26 protein-coding genes are annotated in these 24,550 nt (G+C 60.0%); 14 read left to right on the top strand and 12 right to left on the bottom strand.

All coding sequences use genetic code 11. The annotated features are described in order from the left end of the window. Positions 1-133: 133 nt before the first annotated feature. From PspS49_RS06665 to PspS49_RS06650, 4 genes are read left to right on the top strand one after another with little or no spacing between them, the layout of a single operon-like run. Positions 134-439 (top strand): DUF2282 domain-containing protein, encoded by a 306-nt coding sequence (locus tag PspS49_RS06665; RefSeq protein WP_127926114.1) that lies wholly within the window; start codon positions 134-136, stop codon positions 437-439. A 25-nt stretch (positions 440-464) separates the two neighbouring features. Then, entirely contained in the window at positions 465-1,352 is an 888-nt protein-coding gene (locus tag PspS49_RS06660) for a DUF692 domain-containing protein (RefSeq protein ID WP_160038585.1), read from the top strand. After that, positions 1,349-2,107, top strand: a complete 759-nt coding sequence (locus tag PspS49_RS06655; protein WP_160038583.1) for a DNA-binding domain-containing protein — start codon at positions 1,349-1,351, stop codon at positions 2,105-2,107. Before PspS49_RS06660 ends, PspS49_RS06655 begins: the two co-directional genes overlap by 4 nt. Beyond that, positions 2,104-2,580, top strand: a complete 477-nt coding sequence (locus PspS49_RS06650) for a DoxX family protein (RefSeq protein ID WP_160038581.1) — start codon at positions 2,104-2,106, stop codon at positions 2,578-2,580. The genes PspS49_RS06655 and PspS49_RS06650 overlap by 4 nt, the downstream gene beginning before the upstream one ends. A 109-nt stretch (positions 2,581-2,689) precedes the next feature. Here PspS49_RS06650 and PspS49_RS06645 read toward each other — a convergent pair whose 3' ends face one another. Further along, positions 2,690-3,604 carry a LysR family transcriptional regulator gene (locus PspS49_RS06645; protein WP_160038579.1) on the bottom strand — a complete coding sequence of 305 codons (915 nt, stop codon included), beginning with the start codon at positions 3,602-3,604 and terminating at the stop codon, positions 2,690-2,692. 104 nt (positions 3,605-3,708) lie between these two features. On the opposite strand from PspS49_RS06645, the gene PspS49_RS06640 reads away from it, so the two are divergent. The 3 genes from PspS49_RS06640 (at position 3,709) to PspS49_RS06630 (ending at position 6,732) form a co-directional block, all read left to right on the top strand. Further along, positions 3,709-4,308: a short chain dehydrogenase gene (locus tag PspS49_RS06640; protein ID WP_127926109.1), complete on the top strand. Its 600-nt coding sequence runs from the start codon at positions 3,709-3,711 to the stop codon at positions 4,306-4,308. A 59-nt stretch (positions 4,309-4,367) separates the two neighbouring features. Further along, positions 4,368-5,021, top strand: a complete 654-nt coding sequence (locus PspS49_RS06635; RefSeq protein WP_150749376.1) for a hypothetical protein — start codon at positions 4,368-4,370, stop codon at positions 5,019-5,021. Between the two features lie 97 nt (positions 5,022-5,118). Beyond that, complete coding sequence (locus tag PspS49_RS06630) at positions 5,119-6,732, top strand: NAD(P)/FAD-dependent oxidoreductase (RefSeq protein WP_150749377.1); 1,614 nt, start codon at positions 5,119-5,121, stop codon at positions 6,730-6,732. 130 nt (positions 6,733-6,862) lie between these two features. Here the strand turns inward: PspS49_RS06630 and PspS49_RS06625 are convergent, their stop codons facing one another. Beyond that, positions 6,863-7,957 (bottom strand): PLP-dependent cysteine synthase family protein, encoded by a 1,095-nt coding sequence (locus PspS49_RS06625; protein WP_160038577.1) that lies wholly within the window; start codon positions 7,955-7,957, stop codon positions 6,863-6,865. A 251-nt stretch (positions 7,958-8,208) separates the two neighbouring features. Between PspS49_RS06625 and nhaA the strand changes: the two genes are divergently transcribed. From nhaA to PspS49_RS06610, 3 genes are all read left to right on the top strand, one after another. Beyond that, on the top strand, positions 8,209-9,399 hold the full coding sequence (nhaA, locus tag PspS49_RS06620; RefSeq protein WP_150775288.1) for a Na+/H+ antiporter NhaA: 1,191 nt from the start codon (positions 8,209-8,211) through the stop codon (positions 9,397-9,399). Between the two features lie 160 nt (positions 9,400-9,559). Further along, positions 9,560-10,780: an S-type pyocin domain-containing protein gene (locus PspS49_RS06615; protein ID WP_160038576.1), complete on the top strand. Its 1,221-nt coding sequence runs from the start codon at positions 9,560-9,562 to the stop codon at positions 10,778-10,780. Positions 10,781-10,787: 7 nt separating this feature from the next. Then, positions 10,788-11,042 carry a colicin E3-like toxin immunity protein gene (locus tag PspS49_RS06610; RefSeq protein WP_127926103.1) on the top strand — a complete coding sequence of 85 codons (255 nt, stop codon included), beginning with the start codon at positions 10,788-10,790 and terminating at the stop codon, positions 11,040-11,042. A 61-nt stretch (positions 11,043-11,103) separates the two neighbouring features. Here PspS49_RS06610 and PspS49_RS06605 read toward each other — a convergent pair whose 3' ends face one another. Next, on the bottom strand, positions 11,104-11,568 hold the full coding sequence (locus PspS49_RS06605) for a glycine zipper 2TM domain-containing protein (protein ID WP_007918566.1): 465 nt from the start codon (positions 11,566-11,568) through the stop codon (positions 11,104-11,106). A 180-nt stretch (positions 11,569-11,748) separates the two neighbouring features. Here PspS49_RS06605 and PspS49_RS06600 point away from each other — a divergent pair, with 180 nt between their 5' ends. After that, entirely contained in the window at positions 11,749-11,985 is a 237-nt protein-coding gene (locus PspS49_RS06600; RefSeq protein ID WP_150749381.1) for a hypothetical protein, read from the top strand. A 5-nt stretch (positions 11,986-11,990) separates the two neighbouring features. Here PspS49_RS06600 and pdxH read toward each other — a convergent pair whose 3' ends face one another. The 5 genes from pdxH to dinG all read right to left on the bottom strand — a co-directional run bounded on the left by pdxH (position 11,991) and on the right by dinG (position 19,939). Then, positions 11,991-12,638 carry a pyridoxamine 5'-phosphate oxidase gene (gene pdxH, locus PspS49_RS06595; RefSeq protein WP_127926101.1) on the bottom strand — a complete coding sequence of 216 codons (648 nt, stop codon included), beginning with the start codon at positions 12,636-12,638 and terminating at the stop codon, positions 11,991-11,993. Positions 12,639-12,662: 24 nt separating this feature from the next. Continuing rightward, the gene (locus PspS49_RS06590) at positions 12,663-13,769 is read right to left on the bottom strand and encodes an OmpA family protein (RefSeq protein ID WP_095119202.1); all 1,107 of its coding nucleotides are present in this window, start codon (positions 13,767-13,769) and stop codon (positions 12,663-12,665) included. A 113-nt stretch (positions 13,770-13,882) separates the two neighbouring features. After that, a complete protein-coding gene (locus tag PspS49_RS06585; protein WP_127926099.1) occupies positions 13,883-15,028 on the bottom strand; it encodes a serine hydrolase domain-containing protein in 1,146 nt (381 codons plus the stop codon). Positions 15,029-15,218: 190 nt separating this feature from the next. Beyond that, entirely contained in the window at positions 15,219-17,699 is a 2,481-nt protein-coding gene (locus PspS49_RS06580) for a beta-galactosidase (protein WP_160038575.1), read from the bottom strand. A 95-nt stretch (positions 17,700-17,794) separates the two neighbouring features. Then, on the bottom strand, positions 17,795-19,939 hold the full coding sequence (gene dinG, locus PspS49_RS06575; RefSeq protein WP_160038574.1) for an ATP-dependent DNA helicase DinG: 2,145 nt from the start codon (positions 19,937-19,939) through the stop codon (positions 17,795-17,797). 99 nt (positions 19,940-20,038) lie between these two features. Here dinG and PspS49_RS06570 point away from each other — a divergent pair, with 99 nt between their 5' ends. Next, positions 20,039-20,497 (top strand): CopD family protein, encoded by a 459-nt coding sequence (locus PspS49_RS06570; protein WP_160038573.1) that lies wholly within the window; start codon positions 20,039-20,041, stop codon positions 20,495-20,497. A 107-nt stretch (positions 20,498-20,604) separates the two neighbouring features. Here PspS49_RS06570 and PspS49_RS06565 read toward each other — a convergent pair whose 3' ends face one another. The 4 genes from PspS49_RS06565 to PspS49_RS06550 form a co-directional block, all read right to left on the bottom strand. Further along, on the bottom strand, positions 20,605-21,363 hold the full coding sequence (locus tag PspS49_RS06565; protein ID WP_160038572.1) for a collagen-like protein: 759 nt from the start codon (positions 21,361-21,363) through the stop codon (positions 20,605-20,607). After that, on the bottom strand, positions 21,356-21,637 hold the full coding sequence (locus PspS49_RS06560) for a DUF1145 domain-containing protein (protein WP_038358130.1): 282 nt from the start codon (positions 21,635-21,637) through the stop codon (positions 21,356-21,358). The genes PspS49_RS06565 and PspS49_RS06560 overlap by 8 nt, the downstream gene beginning before the upstream one ends. A gap of 163 nt (positions 21,638-21,800) precedes the next feature. Beyond that, complete coding sequence (locus PspS49_RS06555; RefSeq protein WP_160038571.1) at positions 21,801-22,523, bottom strand: OmpA family protein; 723 nt, start codon at positions 22,521-22,523, stop codon at positions 21,801-21,803. A gap of 91 nt (positions 22,524-22,614) precedes the next feature. Continuing rightward, the gene (locus tag PspS49_RS06550) at positions 22,615-23,310 is read right to left on the bottom strand and encodes an OmpA family protein (protein WP_095119209.1); all 696 of its coding nucleotides are present in this window, start codon (positions 23,308-23,310) and stop codon (positions 22,615-22,617) included. A gap of 199 nt (positions 23,311-23,509) precedes the next feature. On the opposite strand from PspS49_RS06550, the gene PspS49_RS06545 reads away from it, so the two are divergent. Further along, entirely contained in the window at positions 23,510-24,007 is a 498-nt protein-coding gene (locus PspS49_RS06545) for a DUF6231 family protein (protein ID WP_150749387.1), read from the top strand. Between the two features lie 4 nt (positions 24,008-24,011). Further along, complete coding sequence (locus PspS49_RS06540; protein WP_127926093.1) at positions 24,012-24,488, top strand: YchJ family protein; 477 nt, start codon at positions 24,012-24,014, stop codon at positions 24,486-24,488. Positions 24,489-24,550 lie beyond the last annotated feature (62 nt).

Below are 24,550 nucleotides of genomic sequence, written 5' to 3'. Positions count from 1 at the left end.
CACTCCTACAGGGTTTTGCGTTTTTCCAAAAAGATTTTGAGCGGGCTGTAACGCAACGCCACCTCGTTTCTCTAGAGGGACAAGCAAGCGCAAACGCGCTTGTAAAAACCCTGACCAAGACTGGAGAAACATCATGACTGCTACCACTCGCACCCTGTCCGCCACCGCCCTGGTTCTGGCCCTCGGTTCTGCCCTGAGCATGGCTGCTGTATCGACCGTCCATGCCGCAGACGCCGACATGGAAAAATGCTTCGGCGTGGCCATGAAAGGTCACAACGATTGCGCCGCAGGCGCAGGCACCACCTGTGCCGGCACGTCGAAAATGGACTATCAGGCCAACGCCTGGAAACTCGTTCCGAAAGGCACCTGCGCCACCACTGAGAGCAAGACTTCGCCGACCGGTTTCGGCCAGCTGGAAGCCTTCAAAGCCAAGTCCTGATCGTTGGCCTGCCTGAGTGACGATCATGTTCACTATTAATGACCATGCCCAATCCCGCACTCAGGCAGCCCGCACCGGGCTCCCGTCCCGTGTCGGGCTGGGACTCAAGACCGAGCACTTTCGTGAAGTGCTCGGCTCACAACCGGACATCGGTTTCTTCGAAGTCCACGCCGAAAACTACATGGTGGCCGGCGGTCCGTTTCATCATTTTCTCGGTTTGATCCGCGAGCAGTATCCGCTGTCGCTACACGGTGTCGGCTTGTCCATCGGCGCTGAAGGGCCGCTGGATAAACAACATCTTCAACGCCTTGCCGAGCTGATTCAGCGCTATCAACCGCAAGCCTTTTCCGAACATCTGGCCTGGTCGAGCCATGGCCCGGTGTTTCTCAATGATCTGTTGCCGCTGGCCTATGACACGCCGACGTTGAATCGCGTCTGCGAGCATATCGATCAAGTGCAGAACACGCTCAAACGGCCAATGCTGTTGGAGAATCCGGCAACCTGTCTGGCGTTTCAAAGCTCAACCCTCGATGAGGCAGATTTCATCGCCGAGGTCATCCGCCGCAGCGGCTGTGGCCTGCTGCTGGACGTCAACAATGTCTACGTTTCTTGCGTGAACCATCAGCGCGATCCGCTGGTGTATCTCGATGCGCTGCCATTACACACGGTGGGTGAAATTCATCTGGCCGGGTTTGCCGAAGATAGCGACAGCCTTGGCGATCGCTTGCTGATCGACGATCACGGCGCGCCGATCGATCAAGCCGTCTGGGGGTTGTACCGGCAAGTGCTGCAACGCATCGGCCCGGTGGCGACGTTGATCGAGCGCGACAATCAAGTGCCGGCGTTTGCGGTGCTACTGGCGGAAGCTCGGAAAGCTGATGCGCTTTTGCTGGATGCCGGAGCACGCACATGAGCACTCAACGCGCTTTCGCGGCGGCACTCATCGACACGCGACTGCCCTGCCCAGAAGGTTTGTGTAGCGCCAACGGCGCTGATCCGGCGAGCCGTTTCGCGGTGTATCGCAACAACGTGCAGGGCTCGCTGATCAATGCGTTGAGAGACAGTTATCCGGTGGTGGCGCAATTGGTCGGCGCTGAATTCTTTCGCGCCATGGCGGCTATTTTCGTCCAGCAGCAGCCGCCACAAAGTCCGTTGATGAGTCGCTATGGCGAAGCGTTCGCGGATTTCATCGACGCCTTCGAGCCGGCCTCCAGCGTGCCTTACCTGGCCGATGTCGCGCGCCTTGAGCACCTGCGCACACAGGCCTATCACGCCGCCGATGCCGAGCCGGTGCGACAAGAGCAAATCACCGCAGCGCTAGCCTCCCCACACACCTTGAGCGAACTCTGCCTAGCACTTCATCCATCGCTGCACTTGCTCGATTCGGTTTATGCCGTGGTTGCGATCTGGGCAGTGCATCAACAGAACGCGACGCTGGAAGGCATCGAGATCAATCGGCGGCAACACGCTCTGGTTCTGCGCAATGGTCTGGACGTCGAAGTGTTCGCCCTTGAGCCCGGCGCCAGCATGTTTATCCGCCACCTGATCGACGGCCAAGCGCTACTGACAGCGGCCGAAAACAGTCCTGAATTCGATCTCGGGCAAACCCTCGGCCTGCTGATCACGCGTAACGCCATCACCCACTTGCATAACAAGGAACTGCCATGAAAACGCTTATTGCCCGTGCCATCACGCTGCTGGAAAAAATCCCTCTCAGCGTGATCGCTTTCATTGCACGTTTCTCGATTGCCGCCGTGTTCTGGAAGTCAGGGCAGACCAAGGTTGAAGGCTTGGCGATCGATCTGATCGATGGCTCCTTTCAAGTCGGCTGGCCACGTCTGGCCGATTCGACCATTCCGTTGTTCAAAAGCGAATACCACGTGCCGCTGCTGTCGCCAGAGATTGCCGCGCACTTGGCGGCGTTTGCCGAGCACTTTTTTCCGCTGCTGATCCTGATCGGCTTCGCCACGCGGTTTTCGGCACTGGCGCTGTTGGGGATGACCATGACCATTCAACTGTTTGTGTATCCCGATGCGTATCCGACTCACGGCACTTGGGCGGCGGTGCTGCTGTACCTGATGGCGACCGGGCCGGGCAAGTTGTCGATTGATCATCTGATCGCCCGCCGTCTTTCCCGCTAAGCAAAATCCCTGTAGGAGTGAGCCTGCTCGCGATAGCGGTGTGTCAGGTAACTCATCCGCGACTGACACTCCGCTATCGCGAGCAGGCTCACTCCTACAAAGGAACGGTTCAGCGCTGGAGGCGATCCAGCGCTTCGCCACTGCGCTTGAACCAGCCGATCAAGTAATCCGCCAGCACCTGCGTGCGTTTCGGCAGTCCGCCCTGATACGGATGCACCAGGTACATCGGCATGCGTCGTGTCTGATAATCACGCAGGAGCCAGCGCAATCGGCCGTCAGCCAATTCCGCCTGCAGCAAGTAGGAAGGCAATCGCGCGATACCAGCGCCGCTGAGCGCGGCTTTCTTGAGCAGGTTGTAATGGTTGCTGGCAAACGGTCCTGACACGCGAACCCGCAGCAATTCATGCTGCTGGTGATACAGCCATTCCTCGCGCCCGCTGTAGTGGCTGTTGAGCAAACAGCGATGTTCGGCCAGTGCTTGCGGTGTCAGCGGTTCACCGAAACGCTCGAGATAAGCCGGGCTGGCGCAGGTCATTTCCTGCCAGGCCAGCAACGGTTTGGCCACCAGTCGTTGGTCATTGGCCACCTCGCTGCGGATCGCCAGATCAAAGCCGTCCCGGGACAAATCGCGATAACTGTTGTTCAGCTCCAGTTCGATCTGCACATCGGGGTATTGATGCGAGAACTCCAGCAATAAACCATCGAAGAAGGTTTCGCCCAACGACACCGGCACCGTCATGCGGACCGGTCCGGCCATATCGTCCTTTAACCGCGCCAAGGCCTGACGCGCCCTTTCCACCTGAACGACCAGCGCCTGCGCTTGTGGTAACAATGCTGCGCCGGCAGCGGTCAGGCTCAAGCGTCGAGTGGTGCGTTGCAGCAACACCACGGAAAACTGCGCTTCGAGCTGGCTGATGCGTTTGGACAGCTGGCCCTTGCTGCAGCCCAATTGCTGCGCCGCCAGGGTAAAACTACCCGCTTCGATCAACACCGCGAACGCCGCCAGATCATCCATCTCGCTCATGGATTGTTTCCAGTTGAAAACCAAAGGTTGCCTATTAGCGCGCTTATCCGCAGAAAAAACCACTCTAGACTGAAGCCTCGTTCAATCACTTGAGGTACGGCTCGATGAAAATTCTGTTGATAGGCGCTGGTGGCACCATCGGTTCGGCCGTGGACAAAGAACTGTCGCAACGCCACGAAGTCATTCGTATCGGTCGCAAAAGCGGCGATTTCAATGTCGATATCAGTGACAGCGCATCGATCCGCAAACTGTTCGAACAGACCGGCAAGTTCGATGCACTGGTGTGCGCGGCGGGCAACGTGACCTTCGCCCCGCTTGGTGAGATGAATGAAGACAGCTTCGCCCTCGGTCTCAAAGACAAACTGATGGGCCAGGTCAATCTACTGCTGATCGGCCGCGAATTCGCCAACGATGGCGCCTCGTTCACCTTCACCACCGGCGTACTCAGCCACGATCCGATCCGCAGCGGTGCCTCGGCAGCACTGGTCAACGGTGCGCTGGACAGCTTCGTCCGCGCAGCGGCCATCGAACTGCCACGCGGCTTGCGAGTGAACTCGATCAGCCCGACCGTACTGCTGGAAGCCATGGGTAGCTACGCCCCGTATTTCCGTGGTTACAAGCCGGTTCCTGCGGCGGATGTGGCGCTGGCCTACGCGAAGAGTGTCGAAGGCCTGCAGACAGGTCAGACATTTCACGTGGGCTAAACCCTTGTGATGAACGGTCAGGCTGCGTAACGTGGCGACACTTGTCTGGAGAGCCGAAGATGCGTGTTGCCCGTTCGTTAGTCGTTGTTGCCCTGCTGCCGTTGTTTGCCGCTTGCCAGTTGTTCGATGGCCAGCGAGAAAGTGCCTCGCACGTCGGGCAGACGCGGATGCAGGGGCAACTGACCGCCGCTGACGGCAAACTGGTGTTCCAGCCATGCCAGGATCAGCGCCAACTCGTCGTCAATGACATGGGTGGCACCAGCATTCTGCAGGAAGCCGCGACCCTCGCCGACGAGCAAGGCAAACTGTTTGCCGACGTTCGCGGCAAAGTCGCCGGTGATCGACTCGATCTGACGCAGCTGTATCGCGTCGAACGCTCGGGCACTGCCTGCGATGACCCCAACTTCAAACTGCTGATCCTGCGCGCCACCGGCCACGGCCCGGAATGGAACGTCAAAGTCAGCGGCAAAGGCATGGTCATCGACCGCGAAGGTCAGCCGCCACTTGCCGTGCCGTATATTGAAGATCAATTGGGCGACGGCCGCTTCAACCTGAGCAGCGAAGCCAACAATCAGCGCATCGAATTGTGGGTCGCGCCGCAACGCTGCGTCGACAGCAGCACCGGCAGCGTGCAGCACATGAGCGCCGAGTTGCGCATCGACGGCCAGGTGCAGCGCGGTTGCGGGTATTTCGGCGGATCGCGCAACGACTGAGCGTTTTAGCCTCACCGGATCCGGCCTTTGCGGCTTATAATCGCGGCCTTCAAACGCCCTGGCGCAGTTGTGCGCCCCGCGAACCCGGATCCTCGCCATGTTACGAATCACTGAACTCAAGCTGCCAATCGACCATCCCGAAGAAGACCTGCGCGTTGCGATCGTGCAACGTCTGGGCATCGCCAGCGATGATTTGCTCGATTTCACCTTGTTCAAGCGCAGCTACGATGCGCGCAAAAAGTCCTCCGAACTGTGCTTCATCTACACCATCGACCTCAACGTACGCGACGAGGCCAACGTGTTGGGCAAGTTCGCCGATGACCGTAACGTCAACGTGGCGCCGGATGTCAGCTACAAATTCGTAGGTGAAGCGCCAAGCGACCTGAGCCAGCGTCCGATCGTTGTCGGTTTCGGCCCGTGCGGGATCTTCGCCGGCCTGCTGCTGGCGCAAATGGGCTTCAAGCCGATCGTCCTCGAACGCGGCACCGAAGTCCGCCAGCGCACCAAAGACACCTGGGGCCTGTGGCGTAAAAGCGTGCTCAACCCGGAATCCAACGTGCAGTTTGGCGAAGGCGGTGCGGGCACGTTCTCCGACGGCAAGCTGTACAGCCAGATCAAGGACCCGAAGTTCCTCGGCCGCAAAGTCCTGCACGAGTTCGTCAAGGCTGGCGCGCCGGAAGAAATCCTCTACGTCAGCAAGCCGCACATCGGTACGTTCCGTCTGACCGGCATGGTTGAAAACATGCGCGAGCAGATCCGCGAACTGGGCGGCGAAGTGCGCTTCCAGGAACGCGTCACCGATGTGCTGATCGAAGACGGCCAATTGGTCGGTGTGCAACTGGCGAGCGGCGAAACCCTGCATTCGAAACACGTGGTTCTGGCCCTCGGCCACAGCGCCCGCGACACCTTCCGCATGCTCCACAGCCGTGGCGTGTTCATGGAAGCCAAGCCGTTTTCGGTGGGTTTCCGCATCGAACACCCGCAATCACTGATCGACCGCGCGCGTCTGGGCAAGTACGCCGGCCACCCGAAACTCGGGGCTGCCGACTACAAACTGGTGCACCACGCCAAGAACGGCCGCTCGGTCTACAGCTTCTGCATGTGCCCGGGCGGCACCGTGGTCGCGGCGACCTCCGAACCCAACCGCGTGGTCACCAACGGCATGAGCCAGTACTCGCGTAACGAGCGCAATGCCAACTCAGGCATCGTTGTCGGGATTACGCCGGAAGTCGATTACCCGGGCGGCCCGCTGGCCGGGATCGAGTTGCAGGAACGCCTGGAATCCCACGCCTTTATCCTCGGCGGCAGCGATTACAAGGCGCCGGCGCAACTGGTTGGCGACTTCATCAACGACATCCCATCGACCGAACTGGGCGAAGTCGAACCGTCGTACAAACCGGGTGTGGCGCTGGGTGATCTGGCCTTGGCCTTGCCGGATTTTGCCATTGAGGCAATCCGCGAAGCGTTGCCGGCGTTCGAGAAGCAGATTCGCGGCTACTCGCTGCACGATGCGATATTGACCGGGATCGAGACGCGTACTTCGTCACCGCTGCGCATCACTCGTAACGAAACGCTGCAGAGCATGAACGTGAAGGGCTTGTTCCCGGCCGGTGAAGGCGCGGGTTATGCGGGCGGGATTCTGTCGGCGGGTGTGGATGGGATTCGCATTGCAGAAGCCGTGGCGCGCGACATCCTCGGCCTGACTGACTAATCATCTGAAGTAACTCAAATCCATGTGGGAGCGAGCCTGCTCGCGAAAGCGGTATTTCAGTCAACGATGATGTTGAATGAGCTGCCCCCTTCGCGAGCAGGCTCGCTCCCACATTGGTTTTTGTGTTTCTTCAGATATTGGCGCGCAGGACTGAGGTCGGTAACAGCTCACCGCGCTCGGCACTCGCCGCCACCGCTTCGATCAACCCATTCAATTCATACCCCTGCGCCTTCAGCCAATCCTGATCGTAATAGGTGTCGGCATACCGCTCGCCACCATCGCACAAAATCGCCACGATCGATCCCGACTCCCCCGCCGCTTTCATCTGCTGCGCCGCCATCAAGGCGCCGATCAGATTGGTCCCGCTCGACCCGCCAACATGCCGTCCCAGACGCTGCGCCAGATAATGCATGGCCGCCAGCGACAAGGCGTCAGGCACCTTGACCATCGCATCGATCACCTTGGGCAGAAACGAGGCCTCAACGCGTGGCCGGCCAATGCCTTCAATGCGCGAACCGCAATCGAGGCGCAAATCGGCGTCGCCGGTCTGGTAGTAATCAAAGAACACCGAACGCTCGGCATCCGCGCACAACACGCGGGTGCAATGCTGGCGATAGCGCACGTAACGACCCAGCGTCGCGGTGGTGCCGCCGGTGCCGGGGCTGGAAATCAGCCAGCTCGGTTCCGGATGTTTCTCATAGCGCATCTGCTGGAAGATCGATTCGGCGATGTTGTTGTTAGCCCGCCAGTCGGTCGCGCGCTCGGCGTAGGTGAACTGGTCGATGAAATGGCCGCCATGCTCGCGGGCCAAACGCTCGGATTCGGCGTAGATCTGCGTAGGATCTTTCACCAGATGGCTTTGGCCACCGTAGAACGCGATCTGGGCGATCTTCTCTTTGGACGTGGTCGCCGGCATCACCGCAATGAACGGCACACCGAGCATCCGCGCAAAATAAGCCTCGGAAATCGCCGTCGAACCGCTGGATGCCTCAATGACCGGCGCGCCGGGCTTGAGCCAGCCGTTACACAACGCATAGAGGAACAACGAACGGGCCAGGCGATGTTTAAGGCTGCCGGTCGGATGGCTGGATTCATCCTTGAAATACAACTCGATGCCCGCAAAACCCGGCAGCGGCAAAGGAATCAGGTGGGTGTCGGCGCTGCGCTGAAAATCCGCTTCGATGATGCGGATGGCTTCGCGGGCCCACTGTCGGTTGTCGCTCATGGTGAGGGTTCTCGTTGAATCGGGCAGGAGATGAATCGGCTCGAAAGGCTCACTCATCAGCTTAGGAAAAATCCGATAGCGCGCACAGATACAGCTGAGTCTCAATATGTCAGACAACTGCTAGGCTCAGCGTGGCTTGAGCCAGACACCTTGTAACGCCATATAACAAAAAAGAATATAACTTTTGTTTTAACAACTAACAGTACGGGTTAGGGTGTCCCACCTTTTTGACGATTCGATGGAGAGCGACCTTGCCTCTGCGTAGCACTTTCACGCGTTTCTTTCAGTTGGAAGCTGCCAGCGGTCTGTTATTGATCGCTGCAGCCATCCTGGCCCTGATTATCAACAACTCGCCATTGTCGTGGCTGTACACCGGCCTGCTCGACACCCCGGTGGTGGCGCAGATCGGTGCGTTGAAAATCGCTAAACCCCTGCTGCTGTGGATCAACGACGGTCTGATGGCGATGTTCTTCCTGCTCATCGGCCTGGAAGTGAAGCGCGAAGTCCTCGACGGTCAGCTGTCGAAACCGTCGCAGATTGTCCTGCCCGGCGCCGCAGCGATCGGCGGCATGCTGGTGCCGGCGCTGATCTACTGGTTCCTCAACCGTGACAATCCTGCAGCCCTCGACGGCTGGGCGATCCCCACTGCCACCGATATCGCCTTCGCCCTCGGCGTGCTGGCCCTGCTCGGCAAGCGCGTGCCGGTATCGCTGAAGCTGTTCCTGATGACCCTGGCAATCATCGATGACCTCGGCGCCATCGTGATCATTGCGATCTTCTACTCCGGCGAACTGTCGACTCTGTCGCTGGGTCTGGCGGCAGCGTGCATTGCAGCGCTGGTGGCGATGAACCGGCTCGGGGTGGTCAAACTCGGGCCGTACATGATCATCGGTTTGATCCTCTGGGTCTGCGTCCTCAAGAGCGGTGTCCACGCCACACTGGCGGGCGTAACCCTGGCCTTCTGCATCCCGCTGCGCACGAAAAACGCCGAACCCTCGCCGCTGCTGACCCTCGAACATGCGCTGCATCCGTGGGTGGCCTACGGCATTCTGCCGCTGTTCGCCTTCGCCAACGCCGGCCTGTCGCTGACCGGCGTCACCATGGAAAGCTTCACTCATCACGTGCCGATGGGCATCGCGGTCGGCCTGCTGCTGGGCAAGACCGTCGGCGTGTTCGGCCTGACCTGGCTCGCGGTCAAAACCGGAATCGCCGCGCTGCCGCAAGGCGCCAACTGGGGTCAGGTGCTGGGCGTGGCGATCCTGTGCGGGATCGGCTTCACCATGAGCCTGTTTGTCGGCTCGCTGGCGTTTGAACCGGGCGTGAGTGATTACGCAGGCATGGACCGGATGGGGATTTTGACCGGGTCGATTCTGGCGGCGTTGATTGGTTATGCGGTGACGGCGGCGGCGAGTCGCCGGAATACAGCATTGCCTAACGCATAGAAAACCTGCGGCGAGGGGACTTTCCCCTCGCCCTTCTGATACCACAGCGACAAATCCCCACGTCTTTAGCGACGCGTCCTACAGCCACCACTTTCCTGCTTCGTTAACGTTGCGCAGCCCTTTGCGAAGGGCTGTCGATGGATGAGCGAAAGGACGATCAGTGGCTGGCAACAAGGACATTCCCCGGGTTCAAAACCCACCGCAAGGCGACGGGCATCACGTCACCTACCGCTACATGACGGCCACTGAACTGGCCGAGCGCGACGCCAGACAAAACGCTTACGACGCCATGCTGGCGCGGCAGGAGGCTTTCGAGCGCAGCCGTGAGGTGGCGGTTAAGAAGACAGAGCCCGTTCGGGCTGGCTGCGTCTTCGCCAAGTCCTGCAAATTGCCGGATGCGATCATCGATTACTCCAGTCCTGCGGGGATGGTGCCGACCGACAGCCTGAAGGATTACGGCGACCTGATCCTGCTGGGCGCGCGTGAAGCCGATGAAAGCGGCGCAGTTCCTCTCAAGAAAATCGGCGCAACTGCTGTTCCGGCCGGATTTGGCAGTCTGGCTTTGGCGGGATCGGTGTTTGAAGCACTGCCCGCTGCTGTATCAAGTGCGGCTGTTGCGCCTTTAGTTGGTTTGGTTGCGCTGTTCATGCCATCGAGTCTTGGCGACAGTGCGCTGTATACCGACGAGCAGTTGCGTGGACTTGAACAGGCGCGAACCCGTGTTCGACTGAGGATCGAACAACAGGCCGACGGCAGCCTGAAGGGCTACGGCTTCTACACCGGCAAGAATCGCGATTGGGAAATGGTTGATGTCGTGCAGTTCAAGTTGCGTGGCAGCCAGTTCATTGCTGACTTGGACGAAGGTGTAGAACTGATCTGGACGCCTGCTGTGGATGGCTCGGACATCCTCGGTATTCCCGCGCTGGAGGCTGCACCGCAGGCACCGCACATCTGGGTTTATCCGCCGACGAAAGCGGCGGATGGAATTCTGGTGAATCCGGTTTATCCGCCGGAGTACCGGGATTTTATTCTGGTGTTTCCCCCGAACTCCGGGGTTCGGCCGGTTTATATTGTTCTAAATGTTCGACGCCACGGTACCGCCGAAGCTGGACATACCTACCATCCTGCTCCCGAAACAAGCGATATCACTGCATTTCCCGGTTTGAGAAGAGCAAAAAAGAAAACCCCATACGCGGGTGGTCTCCGAGATCGCTGGACGGATGCGAAAGGCAGAACAATATATGAATGGGATTTTCTACATGGAGAACTTGAGACGTACCGGGCAAGTGATGGCACTCACTTGGGATCGTTCGACCACAAAACCGGTAAGCAGTTAGATCCGCCAAAAAAGAAGAAACGCAGCATTAAGAAATATCTATGAGGGATCTATGGGATTAAGAGCCAGGCTTGAATGGTATGACAAGAAAACTGAACTGGGCGAAGGAGAAGAATTATCGAAAGACTTCGGTGATGACGGTTCAATTATCGAATCACTTGGAATACCAATCGAAAATAATGTGAACAACGGAGGATTCGATGTGCCCTCGCAATGGGTCAATATCCTGCAACCCCATTTTAGACAAACCATTGATTTATCTTCTTTCGACTTTCAGGTCGCTTTCGTCTACCGCGACCATTGGTAAGCAACCAACAAAAAACCCCGACCAGTCACCTGATCGGGGTTTTCTTTACCCTGCATCCCGCTTAGTGCGAAACGCGGCTGGTCCCGCCAACGGTGGAGATGCGCACGCGCTCGCCAACGCGGAACACTTCATTCTCCTGCACCTGCTGCACATAGGCACGCATGCTGCCGTCGTCTTCACGTACGGTGATTTCCACACCCTGGGTGCGGGTCAAACCTTCTTCAGTCGCCGAACCGATCAGACCGCCCGCCACCGCGCCGATGACCGCAGCAACGATGCTGCCCTTGCCGCCGCCGATGGCGCTGCCGCCGACGCCGCCGACCGCTGCACCAGCGAGGCCGCCGATCGGGGTTTTGGTGCCTTCGATTTTCACCGGGCGCAGGGATTCGATGGTGCCCATGCGAATCGTCTGCACACGACGCGCTTCGTCACGGGAGTAGGAGTCACCGGTCAGGCTCGATTGGCAGCCGGTAAGCAACATCGCCATCGTGGAAAAGGAAGCAACCAGCAGAACAGACTTACGCATAGCATCAACTCCAAAGAAACATATAGTCATTAAACTCCGTGGCTTGACGCCTGTCACGACGCAGCCCGGATAAATTGGCTTTCATTCAGGCGCGGTACAGACGCCTGCACGCTTTCCCTGACATAGCCCCTACAGTAGCGCCAAATTGCCAAATCTGCGCCACCGACACCAAGGATTTTCATGGATTACTTCATCATCGTCGTCACCACGGCCGCCGGTTTGTACTTCCATGGGTGGTTGTATGTGCGGATCAAACGCTGGATGGATCGCGACCTGGCGCTGTCATTGGCCGGCAAGGATGAAGGCAAACGCGCCTTCATGCTCGAGCAGTTGGCGAACGCTCAGGCGCAGAAGATCAAGCGCCGGGATCTGCCGAAGTGGCTGGAGGCCGCTGCGGCAGGCTATCCCGCTCGGTAGACTGCTCAGGGTGCCAGACGTTCAAGAATCCAGTCGGCGCCCTGCACACGGTAGTTGAGGCGATCGTGCAGACGGCTCGGACGGCCCTGCCAGAATTCGATGCGCTCCGGCAGCAAGCGATAACCGCCCCAGTGTTCCGGGCAGTCGGGCTGAGTATCGGAGAAGCGCTGCTCGGTAGCCTTGAGCAAATCTTCCAGTTCACCGCGCCCGTTGATCACCCGGCTCTGCGGTGATGCCCAGGCACCGAGACGGCTGCCCAGTGGCCGCACCTGATAATACGCATCCGACTCCGCGGGCGTGACCTTCACCACCCGCCCTTCGATGCGCACCTGGCGTTCGAGGGTTGGCCAGAAGAAGGTCATGGCGGCGAACGGGTTGGCCGCCAGGTGCTGGCCCTTGGCGCTGTCGTAGTTGGTGAAGAAAGTGAAACCCTGCTCGTCCAGGCCCTTGAGCAGCAGAATGCGACAGTGCGGTCGCCCATCCTTGTCGACCGTGGCCAGGGTCATGGCGTTGGCTTCCACCGGCGCCTGTTCGGTTTTCACCGCGTCGGCAAACCACTGGTGGAACAACCCAAACGGCTCGGCCGGGGCTTGCGCCTCGGTCAGACCATCCCGGGTGTAATCACGACGCATATCTGCCAGAGCCTGGGTCATGGCGCATTCCTTTTCGTTAGCGGATCACTTTTTGGTGGCATCGGTCGCGGCGACTTTCTTGTCGGTTGCGGCGGCTTTGGCTGGTGCAGTTTTTTTCGCTGGAGCCTTGGCTGGAGCTTTTTTCGCTGGAGCCTTGGCAGCGGCTTTCTTGGCCGGAGCCTTTTTGGTTGCCGGAACAGCAGCTTTTTTCGCCGCAGGAGCCGGGGTTACCGGTTTGGCGGCGGGCTTGGCGTCCTGCGCAGCAACCATGGTCACTGGCTTCGGTGCCGGCATGTTGTACTTGCTCAGCAGGGCAACCATGGTGTTCTGCGGGGTCACCAGCAGCTCAACGCGACGGTTCAGGGCACGACCCTCAACGCTGTCGTTGGCCGCACGCGGCGCTTCGGAACCCATGCCGCGCAGCATCAGGCGATCACGCTGCAAGCCGCTGAGACGGAAGATCGCCGCAATGGACTGGGCACGTTCCTGGCTCAGTTTGATGTTGGCAGGCGCGGCACCGCTGGAATCGCTGTGGCCAAGGACCAGCACGGCAGTTTTCGGGTCGGCTTCAAGGATTTTCGCCACTCGGGTGAACGGGCCGAGGGTGACCGGCAGCAGCATGGCTGGACGATCCGGGTTGAACGAACCTTCGACCGGTGCCGTCACGACCAGCACGTTTTCACGGCGTTCGAGTTGCAGGTTGCTGTCCTTGACCGCTTCACGCAGACGCGGCTCGTAATCGTCGAGCCAGGCCTGGGTCACTTTCGGATCCGGCATCGGCACGGCTTTGGTCGTGGGTTGATCCTTGCCGCCAAACGGCCACCACCATTTGCCACCCGCGTCGGCTTCAGCTTTGGCAACGGCTACTGGCTTTTTCGCTTCCGGGGCAACCTCAGCCTTCATGTCCGCTTTGACGGCTTCATCATCGGAACCGAACGGCCAGTACCAAGGGCTGCTGCTTTCAGTCTTGGCCACGGGTGCAGTGGCCGCAGGTTTCAGAGGGGCTGGAGCCGGTGCCGGCTCCTTGGCCGCAACTTTGTCGGACGAACCGAACGGCCACCAACTGCCGCCGTCCGCATCGTTTTTCGGGGTCTGTGCACAACCGGTGATCGCTACACACAGGGCCAGGGCGAGGGTCTTTTTAGATGACATTGAAAATCCACAAAATGAAGTAATGAAAAATCAGAGCACTTTCGCCCGGATAAACAGCCGTTTTGAAACGAAAAACCGCTTGAGGTTCCGACCCTGGGACCTCGGATGCAACTTTACAGACAAGTGGCAAGCACCCGCGCGAGCTTCTGCGCGCGCGGATCCATCAAGACGTACGGCCCAAGGGTATTTGTCACAAAACCGAAGGCGACATCATGCTCAGGATCAGCGAAACCGATGGAGCCGCCCGCGCCCGGATGACCAAACGCCTTGGGGCCGAGGCCATAAGTGGCGTTGGGCACGTCCGGTTGATCGAGCATGCAGCCCAGACCGAAACGGGTCTGGGTCAACAGTGTCTTGTCTTCACCGAGGCTGTGTTCGCGGGTCAGCTCTTCAAGCATGTCGCTTTCGAGCAGACTGCCGTCGAGCAGGCCCGCGTAGAAACCGGCCAGACTGCGCGCATTGCCGTGGCCATTGGCCGCCGGTTGCTGCATGCGCCGCCATTCCGGTTTGTTGGTGCTGGTGAGCACTGAAGGTGGGTTGGTAAAAGCGCGGGTAGTCATCGCGGTGGGCTCGCGCATGGTCACCTGCAGCAGACGTTGCGCGGCGGCATCGCCAGCGTTGCCCTTGCCGCGCGCGATATGCGCCACGCGATGGAATTCCTCGTCAGCCAGACCGACGTGAAAATCCAGACCCAAAGGTTTGGCGACACGGGCGACGATGGATTCGCCCGGCCCACGACCGTCGGCGCGGCGCAACAATTCACCGATCAACCAGCCGTAAGTGATCGCGGCATAACCGTGACCGGTGCCCGGCGTCCACCATGGTGCTTCGGCTGCAAGGGCATCGACCATGGTTTGCCAGTCATACAGCGCTTCCGGCGCGAGCAATTGACGCAGAGCTGGCAGACCGGCCTGGTGGCAAAGCAATTGGCGCAGGGTCACGGATTCTTTGCCGGCGGCGGCGAATTCCGGCCAGTAGCGGGCGACCGGAACATCCAGTTGCAGCTTGCCTTCACCGACCAGTTGCAGGGCGGTGACGGCGGTAAAGGTTTTGGTGCAGGAGAACAGGTTGGCGATGGTGTCGCTGTGCCAGGCTTCGGCGCCATCCTTGTCGGCAGTACCGGACCAGAGGTCGAGGACGGTTTCTCCACCGACCTTGATGCACAGGGCTGCGCCGCGTTCCTGGGGATCGTCGAACAGTGCGGCGAAAGCTTCGCGCACCGCTTCGAATTGAAGCTCGTAATGTCCCTGAATCTGCACCCGCAACTCCCCCGCGAAAACGCTCTACAAAGTGGCCCGCATTGTTCCAGCCCTTGAGGGATTTGGGAACAGCTGCGGGCCAGACGGTTAAAAGCCAAGTCAAAAGATCGCAGCCTGCGGCAGCTCCTACATGGATTGCGTTCCCATGCAGGAGCTGCTGCAGGCTGCGATCTTTTTAGAGCATCAAAGGTCAGTGACCATTGCCGGAATGTCCACCGGCATGCCCTGCCCCCGGCCCTTTACCAGCCTCGCCTTTGCGCCCGCCCTCAGCCTCATGCTCCGCTGCTGCGGCCGCTTTCTCTGCCTCTTTGCCAAGCTGATCAATCGCCTGCAAATTGCTCTTGCGCACGGTTTCGACAAAGCCCTGATACGGCAGATCCGTCACGCCCACCAGACCAAAGTGACCGTTCTCGCCATCGAGCAGACGCCCGGTCACCGGTTGATCGAGATACTGGAACCAATGCACGCCGACAATCGACGGCTCGCTCAAGGCCTGCTTGAGGAAATTGGCGTATGCAGGGCCGCGATCTTCTTCCCTGACCACTGGCGTGACGCCGCCCCAGAACGGGCCACGATCCGCTGAGCCGAAGTTGAATTCGGTGATCAGTACCGGTTTATCCAAAGCCCCCAACGCAGCAAAGTCATAACCATCCTGCGGTTTGAGCGTGTACATATTGAAGCTCAGCACATCGCAATACTGCGCGCAGGACGCCACGGCTTCCGGCGTACTGGTGGCGAAACGGCCGCCAAGCAGCAACTGGTTCGGCGCGTGCCATTTCAGCGAGTCGGAAATGGTTTTGAAGTAGGTATCGGCGAAAACCTTCTGGAAGTATTTGAAGTCAGCCTCGATTTCCGGGTGCTCCGGGTTCGGCAGCGGCGGTACAAAACCCGGATCTTCCATCAATTCCCACGCGGGCAGATCAATGCCCCACGCTTTCGACAGCCCGGCCTGATTGCGGTACTTGTCGCGCAATTGCTTGAGGAACGCACGCTTGGCCGGCACGTCGGTGGTCATTTTCAACGTGCCATAGGCCAGCGCGTAACGGGATTTCGGATCATCACCGGGACCAGCCCAGGCCAGTTCGTTGTCGGCGTAATAGCCGATCAGCCACGGATCGTCGCGGTGATCGCGGGCGGCGATGGCGACGGCGCGCTCGGTGGCCATGGCGAAACGCGGATCGAACGGATCGGGCATGCCGCCCCACCAGTCGCTGCCGGTGCTGATGCTGGTGTAGTCGCCGACGATCGACAGCGGCAAGGTGTACGGCACACGCTCGGCTTCAGTCAGCGAATCGGCACTCCAGTTGCCGACCGTGTTGAAGCCCCAGGCTTGCAGGCGATCGAGCGTGTGGCTGGTCCACTGCTGCTCATCGATAGAGGCCTTGCACGGCTCGGCAGCTTTTTCTGTCGTCACTTGTACGGTTTCAGTTTTGGCTGCCTCAGCGACACCGGACTTCGGCTCCGCAGGCGCCGAAACAGGCTCAGCCGCTTTCACCGCCGCAGATTCGGCGGCTTCGGACTTGGCCGCTTCAGCGACGCCGGATTTACCTTCGCTGTCTGTTTTGCACGGATCTCCGTAAACACGCTGCAAGTTGGCGCCATAGAAGTCGTACCAGCGCCCGTTTGCATAACCCCGGCCCTGATCAACACCATTGCCGCCACGGTTGTCACCCTCGCCAAAATGCTTGGCCAACGGTTCTTCGGGTTTAGGCAGGGATTCGAACATGTACTCACGACCGGCCACGTAGGTCTGGTTGACCTGCGGGCTGACGGTATTCACGCCCAACGAGTAAAACGGATGCCCTTCAGGCGTGACCAGATACCAGCGACCATCACGCTTTTCGGTGCGGAAGAAACCGCTGGCCTTGAAGGCCGGGCCTTTGTTCCAGCCACCGAACTTGTCCAGCGAGGACTTTTCGCGCTCGGCCAGCCAGGTTTTCAGCTGTTGCTGTTCCTTGGCGGCGGCGGATTTCAGCTGTTCGTCATTGGCGACTTTTTCCGGCCACTTGCTGCGGGTCGATTGCCCGTAAGCGTCGACCAGATTGCCGTACACCGCTTGGGTGACCGATTCACCGTCCTGCACGCCGAAACGCTCGAGCAGCAAGCTCTGCGCGACCTTCGGCTGATCCATCGACAGGCTCACCGAGACCACTTGGCTGCGGTCGATTTCGCCGCTGCTGCTGGCCAGCAGGATCCGTTGACCATCGACCGTCATTGGCATTGGCGGCCCGGCCTTCATGCCTTGGCCAAGCGGTGCGGACGCCACCAGCGGCACCAGCAACGTCTGCGCAGGACCGGCCGGCAGGTCGACGCGGCTGAGCAGTGTGCGACCGTCATTGCTCTGGATTTGCACGTAGACCGTCACAGCCCAGTCCATTGCGCTCTGCAAACGCAAGGTCATCATGCCTGACTGCGACCAGTCCCAGGCGCCAGTCTGCGGCGTCAGGCGCAAGGTCGGGCGGGCCACCGGATTGAACGTCACCCGGCGCAGCACTTCGCCCTCAGGCGTTTGCTCGGCGTTGGCCTGCGGCAGATCCGCGTTTTCGGTGGCGATTTTCACCACGTCGGCAGGACGGACAAAGTTGAACAGGGTCTGCTGACCCGCAGGCGCTGCGAACAGCGGCGTGGCGAAGATCAAAGCGAATACGGCAGGCAACGAACGGCGGATCATAAGAACGGAGTTCTCCCTAACGACCAACAATGGCCAATGGAAAAGCGATGGCAGAGAGATAGACAACACGGTGGGCAAAACTGCCCACCGTTGTCTCAGGATATTTCACGACGGAAAGGAGGCAACGCATTGAGGATCGCCTTGCCGTAGCGCTGGGTGACCAGCCGCCGATCCAGCAAAGTGATGGTGCCGCGGTCTTCTTCGGTACGCAGCAGACGCCCGCAGGCCTGCACCAGTTTCAGCGAGGCATCGGGCACGGAGATTTCCATGAACGGATTACCGCCACGGGCCTCGATCCATTCCGACAACGCCGCTTCGACCGGATCGTCCGGTACCGAAAACGGGATCTTGGCGATCACCACGTGTTCGCAGTAGGCACCCGGCAAGTCGACGCCCTCGGCGAAACTGGCGAGACCGAACAGCACACTGGAATCACCGCCATCGACCCGCGCCTTGTGCTTGTTCAGGGTTTCCTGTTTCGACAGGTTGCCTTGAATGAACACTTGCTTGCGCCAGTCGCGGTCGAGACCGTCGAACACGTCTTGCATCTGTTTGCGCGAGGAGAACAGCACCAGGGTGCCGCGCGATCCTTCAACCAGATCAGGCAACTCACGGATGATCGCTGCCGTGTGTGCGGCGGCATCGCGTGGATCGGCCTTCAGATCCGGCACGCGCAACACACCGGCATCGGCGTGATGGAACGGGCTCGGCACCACAGCGGTGACGGCTTTTTTCGGCAGACCGGCGCGCATGCGGAAACGGTCGAAAGTGCCCAGCGCGGTCAGAGTCGCCGAGGTCACCAGACAGCCATAAGCCACGTTCCACAGGCTGCGGCGCAGGGTTTCGGCGGCGAGGATCGGGCTGGCATTGACCTCAATGTCGAACAGCGAACCGCTTTCGGCCAACGTCAGCCAGCGTGCCATCGGCGGACTGTCTTCCGGGTCTTCGGCGGTGAACGCCGTCCACAGTTCCCAGTTGCCCGAAGCGCGGGACAACAGGCTGCCGAACAGCGGATACCACTCTTCGGCCTGATTGCTGGCAATGCCGATGTTGACCTCGCCGTCCATGCCTTCCTTGAGCAGGTCGGTCAGGCGCGTGAACAGATCGTTGAGGCGCGAAAAGCCTTTTTTCAGCTCGATGCCCATTTCGCGCATGTGTTCGGGAATCACCCCGGCGACGAAACGATGGCGCGGACGCTCACGGCCTTCGACGTCTTCGCCGGGTTTGAAATCGGCGACCTGCTCACAGGCGCTGAACATGAACTGTTGCTGGGCCTTGATCTCGCGCGCCAGCTCCGGCACCTGCTCGATCAACTTGCCAAGATCGCCCGGCAGCGGATGCTGGGCCAGCAGCTTGGTCAGGTTTTTCGCCGTGGTTTCCAGCCAGTCGGCAGTGGAACGCAGGCGCGTGTAGTGAGCGAAGTGGCCGATCGCCTTATCTGGCAAGTGGTGGCCTTCGTCGAACACGTAAATGGTGTCACGCGGGTCCGGCAGCACAGCGCCGCCGCCCAATGCCAGGTCAGCCAAAACCATGTCGTGGTTGGTGACGATCACGTCGACCTTGCCCATGCCTTCGCGGGCCTTGTAGAAGGCGCACTGGCCGAAGTTCGGGCAATGACGATTGGTGCACTGGCTGTGATCGGTGGTCAGGCGCGCCCAATCGGCGTCTTCCAGCGCACTCGGCCAGCTGTCACGGTCGCCGTCCCACTTATTGCCCGCGAGTTTCTCGATCATGCTGGTGAACAGCTTCTGACTGGCCTCATCGACCTCGATCTTGAAGCCTTCTTCTTCGAACAGCTGGGCGGTGGCGGTTTGCGCGTGGCCTTCCTGCAAGAGCATGTCGAGTTTGGACAGGCACATGTAGCGACCACGGCCCTTGGCCAGCGCGAAGCTGAAATTAAGCCCGCTGTTGCGCATCAGGTCGGGCAAATCCTTGTAGACGATTTGCTCTTGCAGGGCCACGGTCGCGGTGGCGATGACCAGGCGTTTGCCGGCCAGTTTCGCGGTCGGGATCGCGGCCAGGCTGTAGGCAACTGTCTTGCCAGTACCGGTGCCGGCTTCCACCGCGACAATCGCGGGGTCGCCACTGCGCCGGCCTTCGTCGTCGGTGTCGATATCCCCGAGGACTTTGGCGATTTCAGCGATCATCAGGCGCTGGCCGTAACGCGGCTTGAGGCTCTTGGCCTCTAGAAAACGCGAATAGGCGCCCTGGATCGTGGTTTTGAGTTCAGTGCTGATCATTGAGTGTCGGGCGCAAAAAACGCTGGATAAATTTTCAGTGGTTTGAATCGGCGGCTATCATACCCCGCGAATCGATCCTGCGCAGAACGGAGTAACCCAATGACACTTTTTAGCTTCGTCTACCCCCTGCATGTATTAGCCGCACTGGTTTGGGTCGGCGGCATGTTTTTCGCCTGGATGGTCTTGCGCCCGGCGGCTGTGAAGGCCCTCGACGGCCCTGCCCGACTGACCTTGTGGGTGGAAGTGTTTCAAGGTTTTTTCCGTTGGGTCTGGGTTGCGGTGCTCCTGTTGCCGATCAGCGGCGTGGGCATGTTGCATTTGCAGCAGGTCGGCTTTGAGACCGCGCCGAAATATGTGCAGGTGATGATGGGCTTGTATGTGGTGATGACGGCGCTGTTTATCCGCATTCAGGGCTTGATGCTGCCGGAGTTGCGTACGGCGGTTGATGCAAAGGACTGGCCGGCGGGTGCGGCGGTGCTGGGGCGGATTCGGCGGGTGGTGGGGCTTAATCTGATTGTGGGGTTAGTATTGGTGGCGATTGCGGCGGCGAGGCCGTGATCGTTCCCACGCTCTGCGTGGGAATGCCGCAAGGGACGCTCTGCGTCCAGTGACGCGGAGCGTCACGGGCTGTGTTCCCACGCGGAGCGTGGGAACAATCAGTGATCTTACAAGCGCTGCACAGTCACCGCCCCCGCTGCCCCCACTGGCCCAGGCTGTCCATCCGCCCCGGCCTTGCCGTTCTTGCCGCCATCGGCGCGGTACACCAGGCAGCCCTTGGACTTGCCGCCCTTCCCTGCCTTGCCACCCACACCCGCCGGGCCGCCAGCACCGCCCGCGACATTGACCTTGATCAGCTCGGCCGGAAACTCGCGCGGCACTTCAAGGCGTACCAGCGCTCCCGGTGCACCCGGTTGGCCGTCGCTCCCGTTGCTGCCGTCAAAACCGTGCCCGGCCGAGCCATAAGTGCAGCCCGGGTCTTCACCATTACCGCCATCAAGGCCGACAAAACCCGGCGCACCGGTGCCGCCACGGGCATCGACCAACAGTTGCGGCGCGTTCAATGCCTTGAATTGCAGATTCAGATTGCGCCCGGCACGGGCGGCTTTTTCATAAGTACCCGGTGCACCCCGTGCAGTAATCCGGCTGCCATCGCTCAGCTCTGCACGAACGACCTTCATCTCCAAAGCGTTCTCGCTCGGAACGATCGCGATACGGGCTTCATGGCCAAGACGCAACTCGCCCACGGTCAGTTCGGTCACGTTGGCAGGAATCAGCAACGTGCCGTAATCGGCCACTTCCAGTTTTTCCAGCTGCAACGTGCTGGCCGTGTTGGGCAAACGCATCAGCGAATTGGTTTCAACACTGACCACTTGGGCACAGGCCAAAGGGCTGATGAATGCAGCGAGCAGGTAAAGTTTACGCATGGGAAGAAGCCTCCGGAGCGGCCGGGGCCGGGATGGATTGCAAGTGGAATACGCCGAACAGCAGGATGCGGCCACGGTCACGCCAAGGGTGCGGACGACCTTTGAGGCTGCGATTGCACAGCAGCACTTCGAGTAGATGAATCAGCAACAGCAGGCCGCCAGCCAGATTGACCAGCAGATGCAGCGGATGTACGAACGGCACCAGCTGATTGGCCAGCACCACGCAGCAGAACAGCAGGGTCAACAACCGCCCCAGCCCCCAGAACACTTTCATACGCTCCCCCGTGTTGCGAATTATTCTTTGGGCGCACAGTAACGGCTTCTGCGGGGGATAAGCCAGAGGCACAAATGAAAAAACTTCGCCGCGCCGCCAAATGGCTGCCGGAACGACTTTGATAATCGTCCGGCAGCTCTAGCCTGCGCCCTACAGAGGCGTCCTAGCGATTGATATGCAACTCCACACGACGGTTCTGCGCGCGCCCTTCATCGGTTGCGTTATCGGCCACCGGTTCACTTTCTCCGCGCCCTTCGCTGGTAAGCTTGTTCGGCGCCAGCCCCTGACTCAGCAGATACGCCGCGACACTGCTCGCCCGCCGTTCCGACAAAGCCTGGTTATACGCATCCGAACCTTTGCTGTCGGTGTGACCTATGACCTTGATGCTCACCACATCGGCATTGCGCAGCTTGTCCATCAGCGTATCGAGCTGGGCTTTCGCCGCCGGGGTCAGGTCGGATTTGTCGAAATCGAACAGCACGTTGCCGGCATCGCTGAGGGTGATGACTTCAGTTTGCGGCGCGGGCTCCGGCACTTTTTCCGTGACCGGGTACTGCGGCAGCGGGCAACCACGGTGATCGACAGGGGTGTTTTCCGGGGTGTCCGGGCAACGGTCGCGGCGGTCGAACACGCCGTCGCCGTCTTCATCGCCGTCCTGGGCATAACAGATCAGTCCGCCGGCAAGAATCCCCAGCGCTGCGCCGCCACCGGCCCAGCCGCCACTTTCAATGGCGCCGAGACCGCCACCGACCAGCCCGCCAATAAGGCTGCAGATCGGCCACGTACGTTGATTGAGGGGTGCAGTGCCATCGCTGTGGGTGGCGCAACCGGTGAGCAAACTGCCTAGCAGCAGCACCGGCAAGACGGACCTTGAGAAAACAGTCATTGTGAAAGCTCCTGTGTCACCGGCCCATACCGGTTACACAGGAGTAAAGACCCGCATCCGCGACTGCACAAGCCGCGGATGCGAGAGGGGCTTAACGCTGGATTTTGATTTCGGTACGACGGTTTTGTGCACGACCATCCGCCGTTTTGTTGTCGGCCACTGGCTGGCTTTCACCCAGACCGGACACCGAAACGAAGCTGGCGCGCGGCACACCTTGCTGGATCAGGTAATCCACCACCGAGTGCGCGCGACGATCCGACAGTTTTTTGTTGTAGGCATCGCTGCCCACGCTGTCGGTGTGACCGGTCACGGTCAGTTGCGCCGTCGAGGATTCCTGTTTCAGGCGGGTGGCGACCTTGTCGAGTACTTGCTTGTCAGGGCCGGTCAGCGTGGCTTTGTCGAACTGGAAGTGCACATCACGGATAACAATGGTTTCTTCCTTGACCACTACAGCTTCTTCGACCACGGGTGCAGGCGCTGGTGGAGGGCAACCGTCAGCGTCGACCTGCACGCCTTTAGGCGTGCCCGGGCACTTGTCGCGACTGTCCGGCACGCCATCGCCGTCTTCGTCGCCATCACCGTGTACCCAGCAATAGGCCGCTGCCGTGCCACCGATCAACAACGCGCCGTAGCCGGCCCACGCCGAACTCTCGGTTGCGCCGAGACCGGCACCGACGACACCACCGACCGCCGCACAGGTCGGCCAGTCGGTTTTCTGCAAACCTGCGCAACCAGTCAACACACTGGTTAGCAGAATCAAAGGTAATGCTGTCCGAACTATGCTCATCTGGTTTTCTCCTGAGGGATCGGCTTAAAACCGATTCAGGGAGTAAAGACCGGAGTTTTAATCTCCGCCAGCAATAGGCCATGCCTGTTTGCGACCGTGTTCACAGGACTTTGGCGCAATCGTCGGTAACTGACGGAACTGCGCTCTTTGCCGACATCGTCAGGCAGGCTAGTCTTGGCGGTCTGATTGAGGAGCCTTGATGAACGTCGCCATTTCTTCCCGCACGCCGCAACAGGCGTTGGCCGCTTTGCTGGATCGCTACGCCCCGGCCCGTCTGCTGCTGATCGGCGCCAGCGAATTTCCAGCCCTGAGCGCCTTTAAAGTGGCGCACCCAGACACCGTCGTCGCCCATACGGCGCCGGGCGCATTGCCCGCCGAACTGGCCGCGCAACGTTTCGATCTGGCGCTGGTGGTCGATTGCCTGGAACACTTGCCCAAGCGCGATGGCCTGAATCTGTTGGGCGGAATTCGTAATCTCAACGCCAGCCGCATTGCCGTGCTGGCGGATCTGTCGGCCAGCGGCTGGCAGGAAACCGACTTCTATTCGCTGGCGCTGCAGGCCAGCGAGCGCTTTCAACGCGACGATCAAGTGCTGACCCTGTTCACCTACGATCTGCTTGACTACAAACAAGTCCCCGACTGGCTCAACTCGCGGTTCTGGGCCAATCCGGAAAACTTCGGGAAATACTGGTGGTAATGCAATGAGTACAGCCATTTGCCCCTGCGGCAGCGGCAATCTGCTGGATGCCTGCTGCGGTCATTATCACGATGGCCATCCTGCGCCGTGCGCCGAAGCCTTGATGCGTTCGCGCTACAGCGCCTATGTGCTGGGTTTGATCGATTACCTTGTGGCGACCACCCTGCCTGCTCAGCAAGCGGGACTGAATCGTCAGTCGATCAGCGACTGGAGCGCGCAGAGCACCTGGCTCGGCCTCGATGTCGAAAGTTCGGAAGTCTTCGGTGGCCAGCCGGAACACGCCTTCGTCACTTTCACTGCACGCTGGCACGACAGCCAGGGCGAACACAGCCACCGCGAACGCTCGTCGTTTGTGCAGAATGCCGGGCGTTGGTACTTCATTGATCCGACGGTGCAGTTGAAGCTGGGGCGCAATGACAGCTGCCCGTGCGCCAGTGGGCAGAAGTTCAAGAAGTGCTGTGCGGGGTATTTTGGCGCTTAAGATCAAAATATCGCGGCCTTCGGCAGCTCCTATATGGAATGCGTTTCTCTGTAGGAGCTGCC

Source organism: Pseudomonas sp. S49 (assembly GCF_009866785.1).
Classification (GTDB): domain Bacteria; phylum Pseudomonadota; class Gammaproteobacteria; order Pseudomonadales; family Pseudomonadaceae; genus Aquipseudomonas.
Note: the sequence above shows the minus strand (reverse complement) of the source record. Positions and strands in the feature narration are given on the sequence as shown.